The sequence below is a fragment of the Synechococcus sp. TAK9802 genome (assembly GCF_014279535.1).
Lineage (GTDB): Bacteria > Cyanobacteriota > Cyanobacteriia > PCC-6307 > Cyanobiaceae > Parasynechococcus.
The window spans coordinates 369557-384034 of sequence record NZ_CP047937.1; the positions used below are offsets into that span (position 1 = coordinate 369557).

At 62.1% G+C, this 14478-nt stretch carries 20 protein-coding genes and 1 tRNA gene; 5 read left to right on the top strand and 16 right to left on the bottom strand.

Translation table 11 applies throughout. The features are described from left to right. Positions 1-31: 31 nt before the first annotated feature. Positions 32-415: a helix-turn-helix transcriptional regulator gene (locus SynTAK9802_RS01965; RefSeq protein WP_115010493.1), complete on the bottom strand. Its 384-nt coding sequence runs from the start codon at positions 413-415 to the stop codon at positions 32-34. A 115-nt stretch (positions 416-530) separates the two neighbouring features. Between SynTAK9802_RS01965 and SynTAK9802_RS01970 the strand changes: the two genes are divergently transcribed. Further along, positions 531-1175: a ribonuclease D gene (locus tag SynTAK9802_RS01970; RefSeq protein ID WP_186497037.1), complete on the top strand. Its 645-nt coding sequence runs from the start codon at positions 531-533 to the stop codon at positions 1173-1175. Positions 1176-1184: 9 nt separating this feature from the next. Here SynTAK9802_RS01970 and SynTAK9802_RS01975 read toward each other — a convergent pair whose 3' ends face one another. After that, a complete protein-coding gene (locus SynTAK9802_RS01975; protein ID WP_186497038.1) occupies positions 1185-1442 on the bottom strand; it encodes a hypothetical protein in 258 nt (85 codons plus the stop codon). A gap of 19 nt (positions 1443-1461) precedes the next feature. Further along, positions 1462-2682 (bottom strand): lipid-A-disaccharide synthase-related protein, encoded by a 1221-nt coding sequence (locus SynTAK9802_RS01980; protein WP_186497935.1) that lies wholly within the window; start codon positions 2680-2682, stop codon positions 1462-1464. A 54-nt stretch (positions 2683-2736) separates the two neighbouring features. Here SynTAK9802_RS01980 and SynTAK9802_RS01985 point away from each other — a divergent pair. Continuing rightward, positions 2737-2807: transfer RNA gene (locus SynTAK9802_RS01985), tRNA-Cys, on the top strand. A gap of 11 nt (positions 2808-2818) precedes the next feature. Here the strand turns inward: SynTAK9802_RS01985 and SynTAK9802_RS01990 are convergent. Both SynTAK9802_RS01990 and SynTAK9802_RS01995 read right to left on the bottom strand, forming a co-directional pair. Then, positions 2819-3277: a hypothetical protein gene (locus SynTAK9802_RS01990; RefSeq protein ID WP_186497039.1), complete on the bottom strand. Its 459-nt coding sequence runs from the start codon at positions 3275-3277 to the stop codon at positions 2819-2821. 14 nt (positions 3278-3291) lie between these two features. Further along, the gene (locus SynTAK9802_RS01995) at positions 3292-3450 is read right to left on the bottom strand and encodes a hypothetical protein (RefSeq protein WP_170950470.1); all 159 of its coding nucleotides are present in this window, start codon (positions 3448-3450) and stop codon (positions 3292-3294) included. Between SynTAK9802_RS01995 and SynTAK9802_RS02000 the strand changes: the two genes are divergently transcribed. Then, positions 3449-4465 carry an aldo/keto reductase gene (locus SynTAK9802_RS02000; protein WP_186497040.1) on the top strand — a complete coding sequence of 339 codons (1017 nt, stop codon included), beginning with the start codon at positions 3449-3451 and terminating at the stop codon, positions 4463-4465. The two genes, SynTAK9802_RS01995 and SynTAK9802_RS02000, sit on opposite strands and share 2 nt — an antisense overlap. Before the next feature lie 9 nt (positions 4466-4474). Here the strand turns inward: SynTAK9802_RS02000 and SynTAK9802_RS02005 are convergent, their stop codons facing one another. Together SynTAK9802_RS02005 and purM are read right to left on the bottom strand one after the other, a co-directional pair. After that, positions 4475-5107 (bottom strand): histidine phosphotransferase, encoded by a 633-nt coding sequence (locus SynTAK9802_RS02005; RefSeq protein ID WP_114987317.1) that lies wholly within the window; start codon positions 5105-5107, stop codon positions 4475-4477. Positions 5108-5222: 115 nt separating this feature from the next. Then, positions 5223-6260, bottom strand: a complete 1038-nt coding sequence (gene purM, locus SynTAK9802_RS02010; protein ID WP_186497042.1) for a phosphoribosylformylglycinamidine cyclo-ligase — start codon at positions 6258-6260, stop codon at positions 5223-5225. A gap of 320 nt (positions 6261-6580) precedes the next feature. On the opposite strand from purM, the gene SynTAK9802_RS02015 reads away from it, so the two are divergent. Both SynTAK9802_RS02015 and SynTAK9802_RS02020 read left to right on the top strand, forming a co-directional pair. Further along, positions 6581-7120 (top strand): septal ring lytic transglycosylase RlpA family protein, encoded by a 540-nt coding sequence (locus SynTAK9802_RS02015; protein WP_186497044.1) that lies wholly within the window; start codon positions 6581-6583, stop codon positions 7118-7120. Continuing rightward, on the top strand, positions 7117-8634 hold the full coding sequence (locus SynTAK9802_RS02020) for a bifunctional pantoate--beta-alanine ligase/(d)CMP kinase (protein WP_186497937.1): 1518 nt from the start codon (positions 7117-7119) through the stop codon (positions 8632-8634). Before SynTAK9802_RS02015 ends, SynTAK9802_RS02020 begins: the two co-directional genes overlap by 4 nt. On the opposite strand, the gene SynTAK9802_RS02025 is transcribed toward SynTAK9802_RS02020, so the two are convergent. The 9 genes from SynTAK9802_RS02025 to SynTAK9802_RS02065 form a co-directional block, all read right to left on the bottom strand. Then, positions 8618-9097: a low molecular weight protein-tyrosine-phosphatase gene (locus tag SynTAK9802_RS02025; protein WP_186497046.1), complete on the bottom strand. Its 480-nt coding sequence runs from the start codon at positions 9095-9097 to the stop codon at positions 8618-8620. The genes SynTAK9802_RS02020 and SynTAK9802_RS02025 overlap by 17 nt on opposite strands. Beyond that, a complete protein-coding gene (locus tag SynTAK9802_RS02030; RefSeq protein WP_186497047.1) occupies positions 9094-9726 on the bottom strand; it encodes a HEAT repeat domain-containing protein in 633 nt (210 codons plus the stop codon). Before SynTAK9802_RS02030 ends, SynTAK9802_RS02025 begins: the two co-directional genes overlap by 4 nt. Continuing rightward, positions 9726-10499 (bottom strand): HEAT repeat domain-containing protein, encoded by a 774-nt coding sequence (locus SynTAK9802_RS02035; protein ID WP_186497048.1) that lies wholly within the window; start codon positions 10497-10499, stop codon positions 9726-9728. Before SynTAK9802_RS02035 ends, SynTAK9802_RS02030 begins: the two co-directional genes overlap by 1 nt. Continuing rightward, positions 10499-11092, bottom strand: a complete 594-nt coding sequence (locus SynTAK9802_RS02040) for a chromophore lyase CpcT/CpeT (protein WP_186497049.1) — start codon at positions 11090-11092, stop codon at positions 10499-10501. Before SynTAK9802_RS02040 ends, SynTAK9802_RS02035 begins: the two co-directional genes overlap by 1 nt. Before the next feature lie 74 nt (positions 11093-11166). Next, a complete protein-coding gene (cpcA, locus tag SynTAK9802_RS02045; RefSeq protein WP_115010503.1) occupies positions 11167-11655 on the bottom strand; it encodes a phycocyanin subunit alpha in 489 nt (162 codons plus the stop codon). A 41-nt stretch (positions 11656-11696) separates the two neighbouring features. Next, complete coding sequence (locus SynTAK9802_RS02050; protein WP_114987333.1) at positions 11697-12215, bottom strand: phycocyanin subunit beta; 519 nt, start codon at positions 12213-12215, stop codon at positions 11697-11699. Between the two features lie 134 nt (positions 12216-12349). Next, complete coding sequence (locus tag SynTAK9802_RS02055) at positions 12350-13165, bottom strand: phycoerythrobilin:ferredoxin oxidoreductase (protein ID WP_186497050.1); 816 nt, start codon at positions 13163-13165, stop codon at positions 12350-12352. Continuing rightward, a complete protein-coding gene (locus SynTAK9802_RS02060) occupies positions 13162-13866 on the bottom strand; it encodes a 15,16-dihydrobiliverdin:ferredoxin oxidoreductase (RefSeq protein ID WP_186497051.1) in 705 nt (234 codons plus the stop codon). Before SynTAK9802_RS02060 ends, SynTAK9802_RS02055 begins: the two co-directional genes overlap by 4 nt. Beyond that, a complete protein-coding gene (locus SynTAK9802_RS02065) occupies positions 13866-14477 on the bottom strand; it encodes a phycobiliprotein lyase (protein WP_114987340.1) in 612 nt (203 codons plus the stop codon). Before SynTAK9802_RS02065 ends, SynTAK9802_RS02060 begins: the two co-directional genes overlap by 1 nt. Position 14478: the final 1 nt, after the last annotated feature.

Here is a 14478-nt window from a genome sequence, read left to right on the forward strand (position 1 = left end):
ACCTTTTTAAGCCTTGCGCCGGCTGAATCGCTTAGTTCAAGGCGAACCGGTGGGAGTCCAGCCAGCTGCGCCAGGGCTGCATCAGTCGCTCGGCTTCGCCGCGTGCATCGGATTCAAGGTGCAGCATGCGCCGCGGCCGTCCGCGGCTTGGGCAGCGTTGGGTGTAACTGCTGATCGAGCCCTGTTGCTCAAGGAACTCCAGGGCCTGTTGCAGCACGGTTTCAGAAAGCCGCAGTTGGGGCTCCTCCCGGATCAGTTTTTGCAGGAGTCCGGAGGGGTAGTTGTCGTCTTTGAGCAAGCACTCGAGGATCCAGCACACAGCCAGCTCGAGATCGAGGAACTGCGGCGGCGGCTGATGGAAGTACTGCTCGATGTCTGCCAGACAGGTGCGCGAAGGCTTTCTGCGAGAGAACACAGGCGCGGGACGACTTCACCAATCAAAAGCGATCTCATTTCGAGATTCAAGAGGAGAGTCTTGAGACTTGCTGTGGAGGTGATTGGCCACACTGGCCCTATCCCTTCCTGTAGTCATGGCTGAGAAGTCGTCATCCCCAGCGGAATTCGCCGTCTTTGATCGCGACCTCGATGCAGCTTGGACGGAGCGCTATCTGCAGTCCCCGCGGCTTGCGGTTGATACCGAAGCGATGGGGCTGATCCATGGGCGTGATCGGCTTTGCCTGGTTCAGATCGCCGACGCCGAAGACCGTGTGGCCTGCGTCCGCATTGGCCTGGGCCAGACCGACGCGCCGAATCTCAAGCGCCTGTTTGAGGCGCCCACGGTGGAGAAGGTGTTTCACTTCGCCCGTTTTGATGTGGCTGCGCTTGCCGCCGGTTTGGGGATCGACGTGAACCCCGTGTTCTGCACCAAGGTCGGCAGTCGGCTCGGCCGCACGTACACCCCCCGCCATGGCCTCAAGGATCTGGTGATGGAATTGGTCGGCGTTGAGCTGGACAAGGGCGCCCAGAGCAGTGACTGGGGCCGGGTGGACGAACTCACGGATGCCCAGCTGGCCTACGCCGCCAACGATGTGCGCTATCTGCTGCCAGCCCGTGAGCGCCTGGAGCAGATGTTGCGGCGGGAAGGGCGCTGGGATCTGGCGCAACGCTGCTTCCAGTGCGTTCCGGTGGTGGCCGAGCTGGATCGGCTGCGCTTTCACCAGATCTTTGAGCACTGAGGTTGGGGCTCAGTCTTCCAGTATGAAATTGCCGTCGCCTTCGCTGTTCTCGAGCAACGCGTCCAGCTGACGGGCGTGGTCACCGTTGTCCTTGTCGAGGGCGGCCAGCATGGATTCAGCCATGGCTCGCCGTCGCTCCACATCGCGATGTCCTTCTCGGGCCGCGGCTTGTTCCACCTGGCGCCGGGCACTGGCGAGGCTGATGCTCAGTCGACTCGCCAACTGGGCACAAAGTTTGACGAGGGTGGGGTCTTGAATCGCGGCCATCGCAACCAACCGAAGATCTTCAGTATCCGTTGAAGCGATCCAGGATCAGGCGTGCCAGCTGATCGCTCCCCCCTGCCGGCCCCATCCGCTGCGTGCCGATTCGTCCCAGGTGGGAGCGGAGTGCCCGGTCGTGCAGGAGGAATTCGAGCCGTCTCGTGAGCTCGGATTCATCAGAGCAGGGACGAACCGCTCCCCCCAGCAGGCGGCTCTGACGGCGAGCGAAGCCCGGCTTGAACTGCGGTCCTGGTCCCGGCAGGGACAGGGCCGGAATGCCCAGCCCCACCAGTTGTTCCGTCGCCGTTCCGGCGGTGGCGATGCCGGCTTCTGCCCAGCCGGCCCATTGGTCAAAGCAACCTCGCCCGATCAGCACCAGGCAGGCTCCTCTCACCCAGCAGGCTTCGGCACCCAGTTGGTCTGAAGGCGGAAGGCTGCGTCGAAACCCCAGTTGTTCAAGACTGTTGCTCAGGGCCTCCGCATCGGGTTGGGCGCCCACGGCCACGAGCAGTGCCATCGGCACACGGCCGGGCAGAGCCATGGCACTGCGAACCAACCGCTGCAGGTTTCGCTGGGCCTCCGGCATGCGACTTCCGCAGAGCAGGAGCACTCGGCGGCAGCGGTCCAGGGCCGATGGCAGCGGCTGGACTTGCAGGCCATCCATCATCGGATTGCCCGGCGCAAGGGCGCCCACGCCCTTGCGTTGCAAGCCTCGTGCCGTGAGCCGATCACGCATGGCCACCAGTTGACAACGGCGCGAGCGCATCAGGCGCCATTCCCAGGGATCCCACTCACTGCCTTTGAGCCGGTGGTAGCAGTCGCTCTTGGCCCGTCCGGGACCGCTGAGCCAGGTGTAGTCGCTTTTGGGAGTGCCGATGAAGCCGAAGGGGGCACCACTGCTCCAGGCCATCAGCAGCGGCAGCAAATCACCCACGGCAACGATGGGTTGGCGCTCATGTCCCAGGCGGCGTACCAACTGCCATTGACTCCAGCTCAGGCTGGGGAGTCCAGCCCTGACGTCTGCCAGCAGACCTCTCAGGCTTTGGTTGCTGAAGCCACCACTGGGCAAGGCCGCTTTTGGCCCTAGGCGCGTCAACCATCCCTGCTGAACAGCAGCATCAAACTCCCGTCCGGCACCCACCAGAGGAAGCACGGTCAGAGGGCGTCGCGGAGCGCGCCGATGCACGGCCTGGATGATCCGCAGGGTGATCAGGTCTTCGCCGTGGCCGTTGCAGAGAAACAGCAGAGAGCCAGGGGCATGGCTGATACGATCCCCTGATGGGGACAGCTGTTCCCGGGCGGCGGCATGGCCAAGTGGTAAGGCAGAGGATTGCAAATCCTTTATCCCCAGTTCGAATCTGGGTGCCGCCTTTCAATCCTCATCACAGTTGAGCCTCCGCGCTCATGCCGTCAACGTTGCGTGAGTGACTCTCGCAGCTCACGGTGTTCGCATCAATCCAGCAACGCCCCTGGGCCATACGGGTTGCAGGAAGGCCCTTGGGGAGGCCTCTGGCATCAACGCGAACCCATGACGTGCTGAGCAGGGTTGCGCTCCAGCGGCGTGAATCCACGCGGCAGCCTGAGTTATCGCAACTGAGCGGACTGCCTTGATCTCCATCCAGGCTGACGAAGCTCAACTGGTAGCTGCCCCCCGTTTCTTGATCATCTCCGATGAATCGAAGCCGCAGGCCACGGCTTCCGTTCGCGCTGATCTGCAGGCGCTCGCAGGCCAAAGAACGCCCACCGACGACGATGCGGCAATGCGCAGGCCTGTGCTCCAGACGGCCAAAAGCCTGGGCTGGATTGACCGTTGCTGGCACGGCAAGCAGCAGTGGCGTCATCCAGAGATGAATCATCAGTAATCGCTGTCGGCAACGCACATGCCCAGGCAGCGAATGCCATTGCTGGCGGTTCTGCGGCAGTGGTTGCAGAGAATGCGTTCCGCGTCCGCGGTCGATCCCTCCACTGCTTGATCGGTCGATCGCGCAGGTTCCTGCGCGGGGGATGCAGTCATGACGCAACGGGACGGGCTGGTGGCGATCATGGCTGGCAGCAGCATCGCCCCGTTGAACGGCATCGGTTTCGGCACCTGGGCCTGGGGCAACAAGGCGGTTTGGGGATACGACGCCCAGCGGGACGACGCTCGCCTTCGTGCCACGTTTCGTCAGGCCCTCAGCTCTGGGCTCAACTTGATTGACACGGCGGATTCCTATGGAACGGGGAGCCTGAGTGGACGCAGTGAAGCGTTGCTTGGCGACTTCATGGCCGAGTTGCCAGCCCTGCGTCGATCCCAGTTGACGGTGGCCACGAAGTTGGCCCCATTCCCCTGGCGATGGGGGCGTCGGGGCTTTGATGCCGCCTTTGAGGCCAGTCGAACGAGGCTCAAGGGGCAGCTTCGGCGGGTGCAGCTGCACTGGAGCACAGCGCGCTACGCGCCCTGGCAGGAGACAGGCCTTCTTGATGGCTTGGCTGATCTTGTTCTGTCTGGCCGGGTTGAGGAGTTGGGCCTGTCCAACCTGGGCCCCCAACGCCTGCTGTTGATCCATCGCCGTCTGTTGGATCGGGGCGTTTCCCTACGCAGCGTTCAGGTGCAGTGCTCGCTCTTGGCACCTGCGGATGATCAGCTGCGCGAGTTGATTGCCGTCAGCAGGGAGCTTGGCGTGGAGGTGTTGGCCTACAGCCCTCTGGCTTTCGGCGTGCTCGGTTGTGCTCCCGGGTCTGAGGAGAGGCGTCCTGTCGCCTGGTTGAGACAACGCCTGTTCCAGCGCCTGCTTCCGGCAAGTCTTGAGTTGCGCAGTGCGATGCAGGCCATCGCGATCGATCGCGGGGCATCGATGGTTCAAGTCGCTTTGAACTGGTGCAGAGCTCTCGGCACAACGCCGATCCCGGGGCTGCGAACTCCAGAGCAGGCCAGGGATGTCGCCGCTGCGCTCCAGTGGTCATTGTCACCGCAGGAGTTTCAGCGGTTGGATGCGGCCCGGCTCCATTGCAGCGAGCGGATGCCCGCCAATCCCTTCCAGAGCCGCTGAGTGTTGTGCTCAGGCCTCCGAGGCGGATTCAGGGGCTGGACTCACCACCACCGGGAGGCTGTCGCCGTCATTGCGAATCGGAACGACTTTGTCTTGCGAGGGTTCCAGGCGAGTGGGGGCTGGGGCAGTGTCCTGTTGCTGGGCACAGGCGGCGAGGGCTTCCTGCAGCAAGGAATCAAAGGTTGCCCCAGGCAGTCGATGCCGGGCGACCTCCAGAAAGGTGCGCGGAAGCGATTCGCCAGCAGCGCTCCTCAGAGCGGGGTTGTTCTGGCGATGTTCCTGCTCGTCCTGAATTGCCCGGATGAACCTGCGTGTGACATCGCGCTTGGTGGACGCCTTGATCAGGGTGTCGCGCTCCTGAGGACCATGACTGAGCTCCTGCTCCATGTCTTGAATCCGCCGTTCGAGGCTTTCCAAAACCTCCTGGGCTTCCTTGCCGATGTGAGCCAGTTGCCCATCCGAAAGGTGGGGCATGTCGGCCACGAACACCTTGCCGTGATCCCGGAGCGTGAGAAAAGTTGGTCGTGGACCCTGCCTGTAGCCCTGTTGCCTGTCCTGGCCTGAAGGCAAAGGACGCCTTGGAGGAACAGGACCTGCAGACGATCGACGGCGCGTAATGCGCTGGGGCTTATCAAAAGGCATTGAAAAAGATGTATTGACGCCGCTATCGGAAAAGGTTCCGATGTGCTCCAGGCAGCCTATTCGATCCCTTCTGGGGTGTGGCCGACTGCTTTAAACCTGTCTGAAACTGACGTAATCAGGCGGGAACACCGTCCAGAACAGCGGCGCTGCCTGGGGTGTTGGAGGTCACGTTGCCAATCACCCAAGCCCGATGGTTCTTGCCGCGGCAATGCTCGATCACAGCGGTTTCGCTCCCAGCCGGCACCACCAGGCAGAAACCGATGCCGAGGTTGAACGTGTGCCAAAGGTCTCTTTCGGGAATGTCTCCGGCCTCCTGCAGCCATCGGAACAGGGGTGGTCTTGTCCAGCTGGAGGCATCGATGCGCGCAGAGCAGCCATCCGGCAGGCAGCGCGGCAGGTTTTCCGGGAGTCCTCCGCCGGTGATATGGGCCATGCCGTGGAGCTCGCATCCGCTCTGCAGCAGGTGCTGCACCAGGTCGGCATAAAGGGTTGTCGGCGCCAGCAGGTCGCCGATGAGAGGGCGCTGGTCGTCGCCATACAAGGTGTTCGCTTTGGCGTTGGCCTTCTCCAGCACCTTGCGCACCAGGCTGAAGCCGTTGCTGTGCACGCCGCTGCTGGCCACACCGATCACGCTATCGCCAGGTTGGATGCGCTGGCCGTCAATGAGCTCGTCTTCTTCGACGACGGCCACACAAAAGCCGGCGAGGTCGTAACGCCCCTTCGGGTAAAACCCCGGCATCTCGGCCGTTTCGCCGCCGAGTAGGGCGCAGCCGCTCTGCCTGCAGCCATCGGCGATTCCTTCAACGACCTCGGCCATTGCCGATGGCGATAAGGCCCCGGTGGCCATGTAATCCAAGAAGAAGAGCGGCGCGGCTCCTGAGGTGATCACGTCGTTGACGCACATCGCCACCAGGTCGATGCCCACGCCGTGATGGCTGCCATGCTCCTGGGCCAGCTCAAGTTTGGTTCCGACGCCATCGGTGCCTGAGACCAGAAGGGGCTTGCGTAATCCGGCTGGAAGACGCATCAGCCCGCCAAAACCGCCAAGGCCGCCGATGACCTCCGGTCGGTGGGTGGCTTCCACAGACGCCTTGATGCGTTGCACGAACGCGCGCCCGGCCTCAACGTCAACTCCAGCGCTCTTGTAATCCATGGAACGAATCCGATGCATTGATCCTGCAATGCCGCGGAACCTGTGCTGATTGTCTTGTCGGCACAGTAGTTGATTAGCTGTGCTTATCGGCTGTTCTCTCTCGGCTTATGTCCGGGGGCTTGCGTTCCGGCGTTGATCTGCCAGTCGGCACGCGGTTTAGCGAAAGAGGCGGGCCTGGGTGGCTGTGCCGATCGCTCTGATGGCGCCCAGTTTCTTTCCAAGAGCACCCTTTTTAAGTTCACAACAATCTTTTTTTGTGAGGCCTGCCAACGGCCGAGAACTGCGCGCTCAGTTCCCAGACCTTGGCAACGCCGTTCTGCATGCGAGTCCTCCTGACCTTGGCCACGCTCTCCGGAGCGATCTCAGGCAGTGCGGCCCTCCTGCCGGTCGTGGCCAGTGATCTCCTCTCGGTCAACGGTGCAGAGCCCCTTTACCCTCTGGATCTGGTGGTCGAGCCCCAGGCTTCTGGGCTGCAGGCAACGCTTACTCCGGCGGAGGTCAAACCGGTTCTTGCACCTCCTTCCCCTGAACTTCCCCAGCCGAAGCTGAAGGTCGTGCCCGAGGTGGTGAAGGTCATCACTGGTGAGGCCAGTTGGTACGGCCCCGGCTTTTACGGCAACCTCACGGCCAACGGTGAGGTTTACAAGCGCGGCACGATGACGGCTGCCCACCGCACGCTTCCCTTTGGAACGAAAGTGCGCGTCACCAACCTCTGGAACGGGCGCACGGCTGTGATCCGCATCAACGATCGCGGACCTTTCATTGATCACCGGGTGATCGACCTGGGCCACGGCGCCGCCTCTGACCTGGGACTGACTGCCTCTGGAATTGCCCAGGTCAAGCTTGAGGTGCTCCGCTGAGCTGCGTCGTTCTCTCCACCCAGGCCGAGCTGGAACGCTTCCGGGCCAACCTCGGTGGACCTCTGCAATTCGTGCCCACCATGGGGGGGTTGCACCAGGGTCATGGTGAGCTGATCCACCTCGCTGCAGCACGGGGTCCTGTGCTGGTGAGTGTGTTCGTTAACCCACTTCAATTCGGGCCAGCTGAAGACTTTGATCGCTACCCGCGAACCCTCGAAGCGGATCGCGATTTAGCCGAACGTTGTGGCGCCCATGCCCTTTGGGCTCCGGCGGTCGACATGGTCTATCCCGGTGGACCTCAGTCGGCGGTGTCGCGTTCAGCACCGGTAGACCTGCAGACCCATCTGTGTGGAGCCTCCCGTCCCGGTCACTTTGATGGTGTGGTCACGGTCGTTGCCCGACTGCTGCAGCTGGTGGAGCCGTCTTGCCTTTGGCTGGGTGAGAAGGACTGGCAGCAGCTGGTGATCCTGCGCCGGCTCGTGGCCGATCTTGATCTGGGCGTGGCGGTTCAGGGCGTTCCCACCGTTCGTGAATCCGATGGTTTGGCGTTGAGTTCCCGAAACCAATACCTCTCCTCTGTTGATCGGGCTCGAGCGGCTGCTCTGCCGGCGGCACTGCGTCGTGCCGATCCCAATGATCCCGAGACTTCGGTGCGACAGAGCCTCGCTGAAGCAGGGCTTGAAGTGGAGTATGTAGAGAGGGTCGCCCCCTCCACCCTTCAGCCCTGTGGCGCTGAAACGGCCATCTCACTGTTGGCCGCGGCGGTGCGTTGCGGGACGACCCGTTTGATTGATCACGTCTTCCTGATGACCCGCCAGCCTCTTGTTGCCATCGATGGCCCTGCCGGTGCTGGCAAAAGCACCGTGACTCGGGCCTTTGCTGAGCGGATGGGGCTGGTTTATCTCGACACCGGTGCGATGTATCGGTCGGTGACCTGGTTGGTGCAACAGAACGGTGTGGACCCCCAGGATGCGGCGTCGATTGCACCGCTGTTGAACGACCTCGACCTTCAGCTGCGGTCGCTGCCCGGTGGTGGCCAGCAGGTGTTGGTGAATGGGCAGGACGTGAGTGACGCGATTCGCTCGCCGGAGGTCACCGCGTCGGTTTCGGCTGTGGCCGCCCACCGTTGCGTCAGGCAAGCGCTGACTGCTCAACAGAAAGCGATGGGTGCCAAGGGTGGTTTGGTGGCAGAAGGCCGCGACATCGGCACCGCTGTTTTCCCGGATGCGGATCTGAAGGTGTTCCTTACGGCCACGGTGGGCGAACGGGCCCGGCGCCGGGCTCTGGATTTGGAGCAGCGAGGCTTCCCGGTGCCTGAGCGATCTGAGCTCGAAGCACAGATCGCCGAACGGGATCATCTCGACAGCACCCGTGAGGAGGCTCCTCTGGTGCAGGCGGACGATGCCGTTGAGCTCGTGACCGATGGCATGAGTATCGAGGTTGTGATCGATGCCCTGGTCGGGCAGTTCCGGTCTCGGGTAGCTGAAGAAGCCTGGCCTACGCCGGCGGGCTGAGCTCGTCGAGCAGGTTGGCGCAGGCATCCTCGAGCAGGTCGAGCACATGCTCGAAGCCCGCCTCGCCCCCGTAATAGGGATCCGGCACTTCCGTTTCAGAGAACCGTCCGGCGTAGCTGAGCATGGGCTTGATGCTGGCCGTTGCTCGGGGACCGGCTTCGCGAGCCAGTCCCTGGACGGCCGCGAGATTGTCGTCATCCATGGTCAGCACCAGATCGAAACTCGAAAAATCGTCGAGGCTGATCTGTCGTGCGCGGCTGGGCAGCGGAATGCCGCGGCGGTTGGCGGCAGCCTGCATGCGTCGGTCTGCCGGGTTGCCCACATGCCATCCGCCTGTTCCGGCGGAATCCACCACGAACTGATCACTGAGGCCACGCTTTTCAAGCAGATGCAGGAAGACGCCTTCGGCTGCTGGTGAGCGGCAGATGTTGCCGAGGCAGACGAACAACAGTTTCTGGGTCATCCGGCGTTGAGGCGTTGGAGGGCTTTCAGGGCCCGCAGCTGCACCACCCTGACACCTTCCGCATCGGATGCGAGCTGGTTCAGTGCGGCACGGCCCTGTTCGGCGAGGTGCGCTGACACAGCTGCGCTGTTCAAGCGTTGCTCGAGTCCGTAGGCCGCTGCGTAACGCACCACCCACTCGTCGTCTCGCACGGCTTTGAACAGTCCCTCGAAACAGCGCACAAGCTGATCGTGCGCTGCATCTTCACTGAGCTCCAAGTCCGCCAGGCCACGGGTTGCGGAGCGCCGCACGCTTGGAGCGATGTCGGCCTGAAGGGCATGCTCCAGGAGGTCAAGACCCCGTGGATCCTGCAAGGCGGCAATCACCTTCACCACCCAGGCCCGTGCGCCGTAATTGTGGGCATCCAGGCTCACCAGAAGGATGGGAACGATGTCCCGTCCCAGTTGAATCAGCCCCTGTGTTGCCACGGCTGCCACCGCTGGATTGTTGAATCCCAGCACCTTCACGAGCGGTTTGGCGGCCTCAAGGTCGTTCAGTGCACAAAGGGCTTGCGTTGCTTGAACCAGCTCAGGAGTGCTGGTGGCCCGCTCGAGCGTCTGAAGCGCCTGGTCCAATGCTGTGCTGGTCATCAGAGCAGTCCGTCCATTGCGTCGAGAACGTCATCGGGGTCGACGTTGCGTTCCGCCACCTCTCGGAGTGCAACCAACTTGAGGCTGGGTTCCACCGCAGCCGAGCGGATCGAGGGCACGGCGGCGAGCCAGCCGGTTGCGCCAAGGTCGAGCAGCGCGCCACGGCGCACCAGGGGTTCTGGATGGTTCAGCAGCTTTTTCAGTTCTATCCCCCATTGATCACGACCGGTCAGCTGCAGCAAGGCTCGGCAGGCCGCTGAACGGATCAATGGCCGCGGGTGCTCCGTGAACGGCTGAATTACAGCGAGATTTCTACTGCTTCCATCACCAATGTCACCGAGGGCTTCCAGCAACGCTTCACAGGGTTCGTTGAGCAAGGGGGATGAGGGTTGCTCAGCTCCTGCTCCCTCCAATCCACCGGCAAGCAAGGCGCGGATGCCCTCAACAGCCCCACAGCTGCCCATGGCACCAAGCGTGCGGACCACCTCCTCTCGCACGGTGTAATCGTTGGAGTGCAGCAGCGCCAGAAGAGGTTGTTCTGCTCTTATGTCCCTGAGCAAACCGAGAGCACGGATCGCGTTGAGAGCGACACCGCGCTGTTCTGGATCAATCGGCGTGGCATCCAGTGCTCCAAGAGCCTTAAGCAGAAGAGGGATGGCATCGGGATGCTGGCTGCGCATTTTTCCGAGCCACCAGGCGGCGTAGTACTGCGCCGAAGGGTCCTCCGTCTGGCGGAGGTTTTGGATCACCTGCGTTTCACTCAGCGGTTCCATCACACCCAGGCCGATGCCATGTCGGCTGTCCAGCTTTCAGTTCGTTTGAACCGGAACGGTCCTGCCACCGAGCCCCAGCAACGCTCATTGGTTTCCGGGTCATGACCGCGATCGAGGGTCGCAAGGGAGTCTCCCTGCAAATGAAAGCTGCTCACCAGAACGGTGTCTTTGCCATTCCGTTTCACGATGCATTTGCAGCCTGGTTCCATGGCGCCGTGGTAGCCGTCTGGCTGTTCGAGCACTTGGTAGTGGCACTGATCCAGGCTGATCAGGTCGCTGTCATGAATGGCAAGGCGCAGTTGTGGATCAAACGTGGCTCCGGCGAAGCGTTCCGGATCACGGAAGGTGTGATTCCAGAGCTTGATGGCGCCGGAGGCCTGCTCTTCAGCGCGGATCATGCGCAACCGATAGGGATGCTTGGGATCAACGGCATAGGTCTGTTCAAGCAGAATCGACCCTGGATGGAGCTGTATGAGCGGGCGATACCTCAGAAAGATGTGGGCATAGAGGGGTGGGTTGTCGAAGGCTTGCTGCTGGTTGCTGTATTCGCCGCAGAGCAGGTTGAGAAAACGCCGAACGTTGGGGGTGATCACAGCGCTCTGATGGGGCCGAAAAAGAACAATAAAAAAAGCCCCCCGAGGGGGGCTTGGAACGCAACGTCGGCTGATCAGATCAGGGCGTTGATGGCGTAATCGATGTAGCTGTTGGCTTCGGTAGCAGCGTCGCCGCTGAGGCCGTGGTTGGCCTTGATGTGCTTCAGAGCTTCCACATACCAGGAGGGAGAGAGCTCGAAGGTGCGGTTGATCTCGTCGAGACCGGCGATCAGGTAGTCGTCCATGGGGCCGGTGCCACCTGCCACGAGGCAGTAGGTGATCATGCGCAGGTAGTAGCCCACGTCACGGGAGCACTTGGCTTTGCCTTCAGCAGTGGCGGAGTAGTTGGACCCCTCCATCTGGGTGGTGTAGGGGAACTTGGTGTACACGGCCTGGGCAGCGCCGTTCACCAGGGAATCAGCCTTGCTGGTGAGAGCCTTGGCAGCCTCGAGGCTGGCCTTGGCACGGTTGAAGCGACCGGAGGCAGCCTGAACTTCGGTGTTGCTCAGGAAGCGGCCCTGGGAATCAGCTGCTGCAACAGCTTCGGTGAGGGGAGTTTTCATTGATCGTTATGTGAATGAAAGACGTCGAATCCAGGCGCCGATCAGGCGACGGAGGCGGCGGCGCGGTCGAAGTAGGTGCCGATTTCGCTGCTCAGGGAGGCGCAGTCACCAGCGGCGATGCCAGCTTTGTCGTTGACGATGGCCAGGGCGGCGTCCTTCATCAGGTTCACGCCGGCTGCAACAGAAGCACCGGGGGTGCCGAGGGCCAGGTAGGTCTCACGCAGGCCGTTCAGGCAGCGGTCTTCCATCACGGAAGCGTCGCCGGTGAAAGCGGAATAGGTGACGTAGCGAAGGATGATCTCCATGTCGCGCAGGCAAGCAGCCATGCGGCGGGAGGTGTAAGCGTTGCCGCCGGGGGCGATCAGAGCAGGCTGCTGAGCGAACAGCTGGCGGGCAGCGGAAGCAACGATGGTGGAAGCGTTGCTGGAGATGCGGTTAACGGCATCCAGACGCTTGTTGCTGTCGGAAACCATGGCAGCGAGGGCGTCGATCTCGCTGGTGCTGATGAATTGTCCCCGGGCGTCGGCCTGGGCGACAACCTTGGTGAAGGCGTCGAACATGGTTGTTGTTCCTGTGAACTACGTCTGGAAGGGAATTTCAGACTTGGAGGGATGGCGGAAGGCTATTGCCTCGATCCCGACGTCCGCGATTCTGACCAACTGCTCGGGAGCCTCCCGAAAGCTGTTCATAATGCTTAACTCCCTTGCGGCGACAAGGAAGTGGCGGCGGCTTCTTCGAGGTCAAACAGCACGCCGTGGATGTACGACTCCGTCCATTCGCTGCCGTAGAAGCGCGTCAACATGCCGCGGGCTGGATCTTTCTCGGCGCGATAGGCCGTGTAGCGCTTCTGGCCCGAAAGCAGGAGTGCCGCACGCTCATCATTTACGGCCTGTGCCTCCTCCACCAACGCCAGGTAGAGCTGGAGGTAGTCCGCAAAGGCCGGACGGATCACGCGGTCAATCAGCGCATCGCCTTCTTCCCCCAGCGGGATCCGAGTCCAGAGAAAGGCCGGTGAGAAATACGGCTGTGCCTCTTCAGGGATGGGGCCCCCGTCGGGCAGTTCGGCGCGCCAACGCTCGAACAGGGGCATCAGTCGCTGCCAAACCGGTCCCGTGTGATCGGGATCTGTCTTGTCGACAGGTTGCAGGTCAAGAGCAAGCAAGTGCCCGTTGGGCAGCGTCACCAGATCGGCTCCGAAGAACGGAAGATCAAAACGGCTGTTGGGGTTGATCACGAAATTGAGGACCGATGCAGCGGCACCGGCTTCAACACAGGCACAGCGCACCTGGCGGAGTTTCTCGGTTGAGCAGGCCCAGGTGGCCGTGCTGACGGGGACGGGTTTCGCCTTGGATCCCGTGCTCCCCTCTTTTTGCAGGAATCGTTCTGCCACCGGATAAGGCTTCGGCTGCAGAGGGGCCAGAGCGGCGACGGCGGTGTCGAGAAAAGGCTGCCAGCGCCATCCAGGGATCTGGACGGGTTCAAGACTCGACGTGCGGAGGGGGAGGCTCATGCGGGCTGACTGGCGGGGAAGAGGAATTCGTGCAGGAATCGGTCGGACCAGTCCTTGCCGAAGTGACTGGTGAACAAGCCGTGGGCTGGATCGCGTTCAGCGCTGTAAACGTCGTAGGCGTTCTGGAGGCGTTCCACCTCGGATGCCGCCAATGCCGACTGCCCCTTGGCCTGGTCATGCATCGACCAGTAGGCCGAGAGAAAGCCATCGAAAGCTTGGGGAAGCGATCCTTCCGCTTCGTCGGCACCGCCGCGGCAGAACAGCAACCAAGGGGAGAAGTATTGGTTGGGATCGAAGGAGCGCATGGTTTCCTCCCCGTTCAGCTCGGGGTACTGCTCGTGCAGAGCCCTGAGGCCTGTGAAGTGGCGCTCCAGGTATTCCTTGTCCTGAATCAGCGGTTGAAAGTCGAGAACGGCCACCAATTTCTGGCGGGCGCCGAACCAGAGCAGATCCACCCCCATAAGTGGGTGGTCCAGGCCGTGCTCGGGATAGGCCACTGAGTTGAGAACCTGCAGGCTGTCGCCGGCATCGAGCCGGGTGACGCGCCACCGGCGGAAGCCTGGAACACTCCAGAGCCAGCTTTCGATCTTGCCGCCGCTTTTGCTGGATTGGCAGTGTTGTAATCCTTCGGGCACAGCAGCGGGTTGGCCGCCCCGTTCCTGAATGCCCCGATGCAGTTGGTTGAGAAAGGAATCGAACATCAGTGTGTGGTCTCCAGCACGGGTGAGTCAGCGACCTGGCGGGCCTTGTCGGCCATGGCCTTGATGTCGTCGTCGCTGGGGCAGCGCAGTTCAGTGCAGTACGTCGTCATCGACACGCCATCGAGGCACTGCACGGAACTCACGCGCATGCGCACTTGATCGGTCACGAACCAGCAACGCTCTGTTCCCACATTCGTGTCGTATCGGGTTGTGATGGTGAGAACGCCGTCATCGGCAAAGGTGTAAGTGCTAACCACCGATTTTTTCTCGACGTAACCGACGTCACGAAGCAAAAAGCCCTTACGGGGGTTGCCCTGTTCAGGCACATCGACGATGACTGCGGCGTAGTCATCGTTTCGAACCGCCTTTTTGAGGTTGCTTTCCCACCAGAAGCGGCCTCCACCGGCGGCGCGGTCTGTCGCCACCTGCAGTGCGTCGCAGACCCGCTGCACAACCGGGTCGGAGGCATCGAATGGCTCGATAACCAGATTGGAATCAGCCGCTTCATCGTCCTGATGGTCGAGGTGATGAATCGAGCGGCGGTTCAACCAGGTGCCGCGGCTGGCCTGGAGGAAGTCCGCCATGGTCATTGGCGGCACAAACGACGTCATC

Excerpts from the sequence above, each read along its gene's own strand:
- SynTAK9802_RS01970 (WP_186497037.1), top strand. The coding sequence starts at position 531 with ATGGCTGAGAAGTCGTCATCCCCAGCGGAATTCGCCGTCTTTGATCGC.
- SynTAK9802_RS01975 (WP_186497038.1), bottom strand. The coding sequence starts at position 1,442 with ATGGCCGCGATTCAAGACCCCACCCTCGTCAAACTTTGTGCCCAGTTG.
- SynTAK9802_RS01990 (WP_186497039.1), bottom strand. The coding sequence starts at position 3,277 with ATGACGCCACTGCTGCTTGCCGTGCCAGCAACGGTCAATCCAGCCCAG.
- SynTAK9802_RS02000 (WP_186497040.1), top strand. The coding sequence starts at position 3,449 with ATGACGCAACGGGACGGGCTGGTGGCGATCATGGCTGGCAGCAGCATC.
- SynTAK9802_RS01995 (WP_170950470.1), bottom strand. The coding sequence starts at position 3,450 with ATGACTGCATCCCCCGCGCAGGAACCTGCGCGATCGACCGATCAAGCA.
- SynTAK9802_RS02005 (WP_114987317.1), bottom strand. The coding sequence starts at position 5,107 with ATGCCTTTTGATAAGCCCCAGCGCATTACGCGCCGTCGATCGTCTGCA.
- purM (WP_186497042.1), bottom strand. The coding sequence starts at position 6,260 with ATGGATTACAAGAGCGCTGGAGTTGACGTTGAGGCCGGGCGCGCGTTC.
- SynTAK9802_RS02015 (WP_186497044.1), top strand. The coding sequence starts at position 6,581 with ATGCGAGTCCTCCTGACCTTGGCCACGCTCTCCGGAGCGATCTCAGGC.
- SynTAK9802_RS02025 (WP_186497046.1), bottom strand. The coding sequence starts at position 9,097 with ATGACCCAGAAACTGTTGTTCGTCTGCCTCGGCAACATCTGCCGCTCA.
- SynTAK9802_RS02030 (WP_186497047.1), bottom strand. The coding sequence starts at position 9,726 with ATGACCAGCACAGCATTGGACCAGGCGCTTCAGACGCTCGAGCGGGCC.
- SynTAK9802_RS02035 (WP_186497048.1), bottom strand. The coding sequence starts at position 10,499 with ATGGAACCGCTGAGTGAAACGCAGGTGATCCAAAACCTCCGCCAGACG.
- cpcA (WP_115010503.1), bottom strand. The coding sequence starts at position 11,655 with ATGAAAACTCCCCTCACCGAAGCTGTTGCAGCAGCTGATTCCCAGGGC.
- SynTAK9802_RS02050 (WP_114987333.1), bottom strand. The coding sequence starts at position 12,215 with ATGTTCGACGCCTTCACCAAGGTTGTCGCCCAGGCCGACGCCCGGGGA.
- SynTAK9802_RS02055 (WP_186497050.1), bottom strand. The coding sequence starts at position 13,165 with ATGAGCCTCCCCCTCCGCACGTCGAGTCTTGAACCCGTCCAGATCCCT.
- SynTAK9802_RS02060 (WP_186497051.1), bottom strand. The coding sequence starts at position 13,866 with ATGTTCGATTCCTTTCTCAACCAACTGCATCGGGGCATTCAGGAACGG.
- SynTAK9802_RS02065 (WP_114987340.1), bottom strand. The coding sequence starts at position 14,477 with ATGACGTCGTTTGTGCCGCCAATGACCATGGCGGACTTCCTCCAGGCC.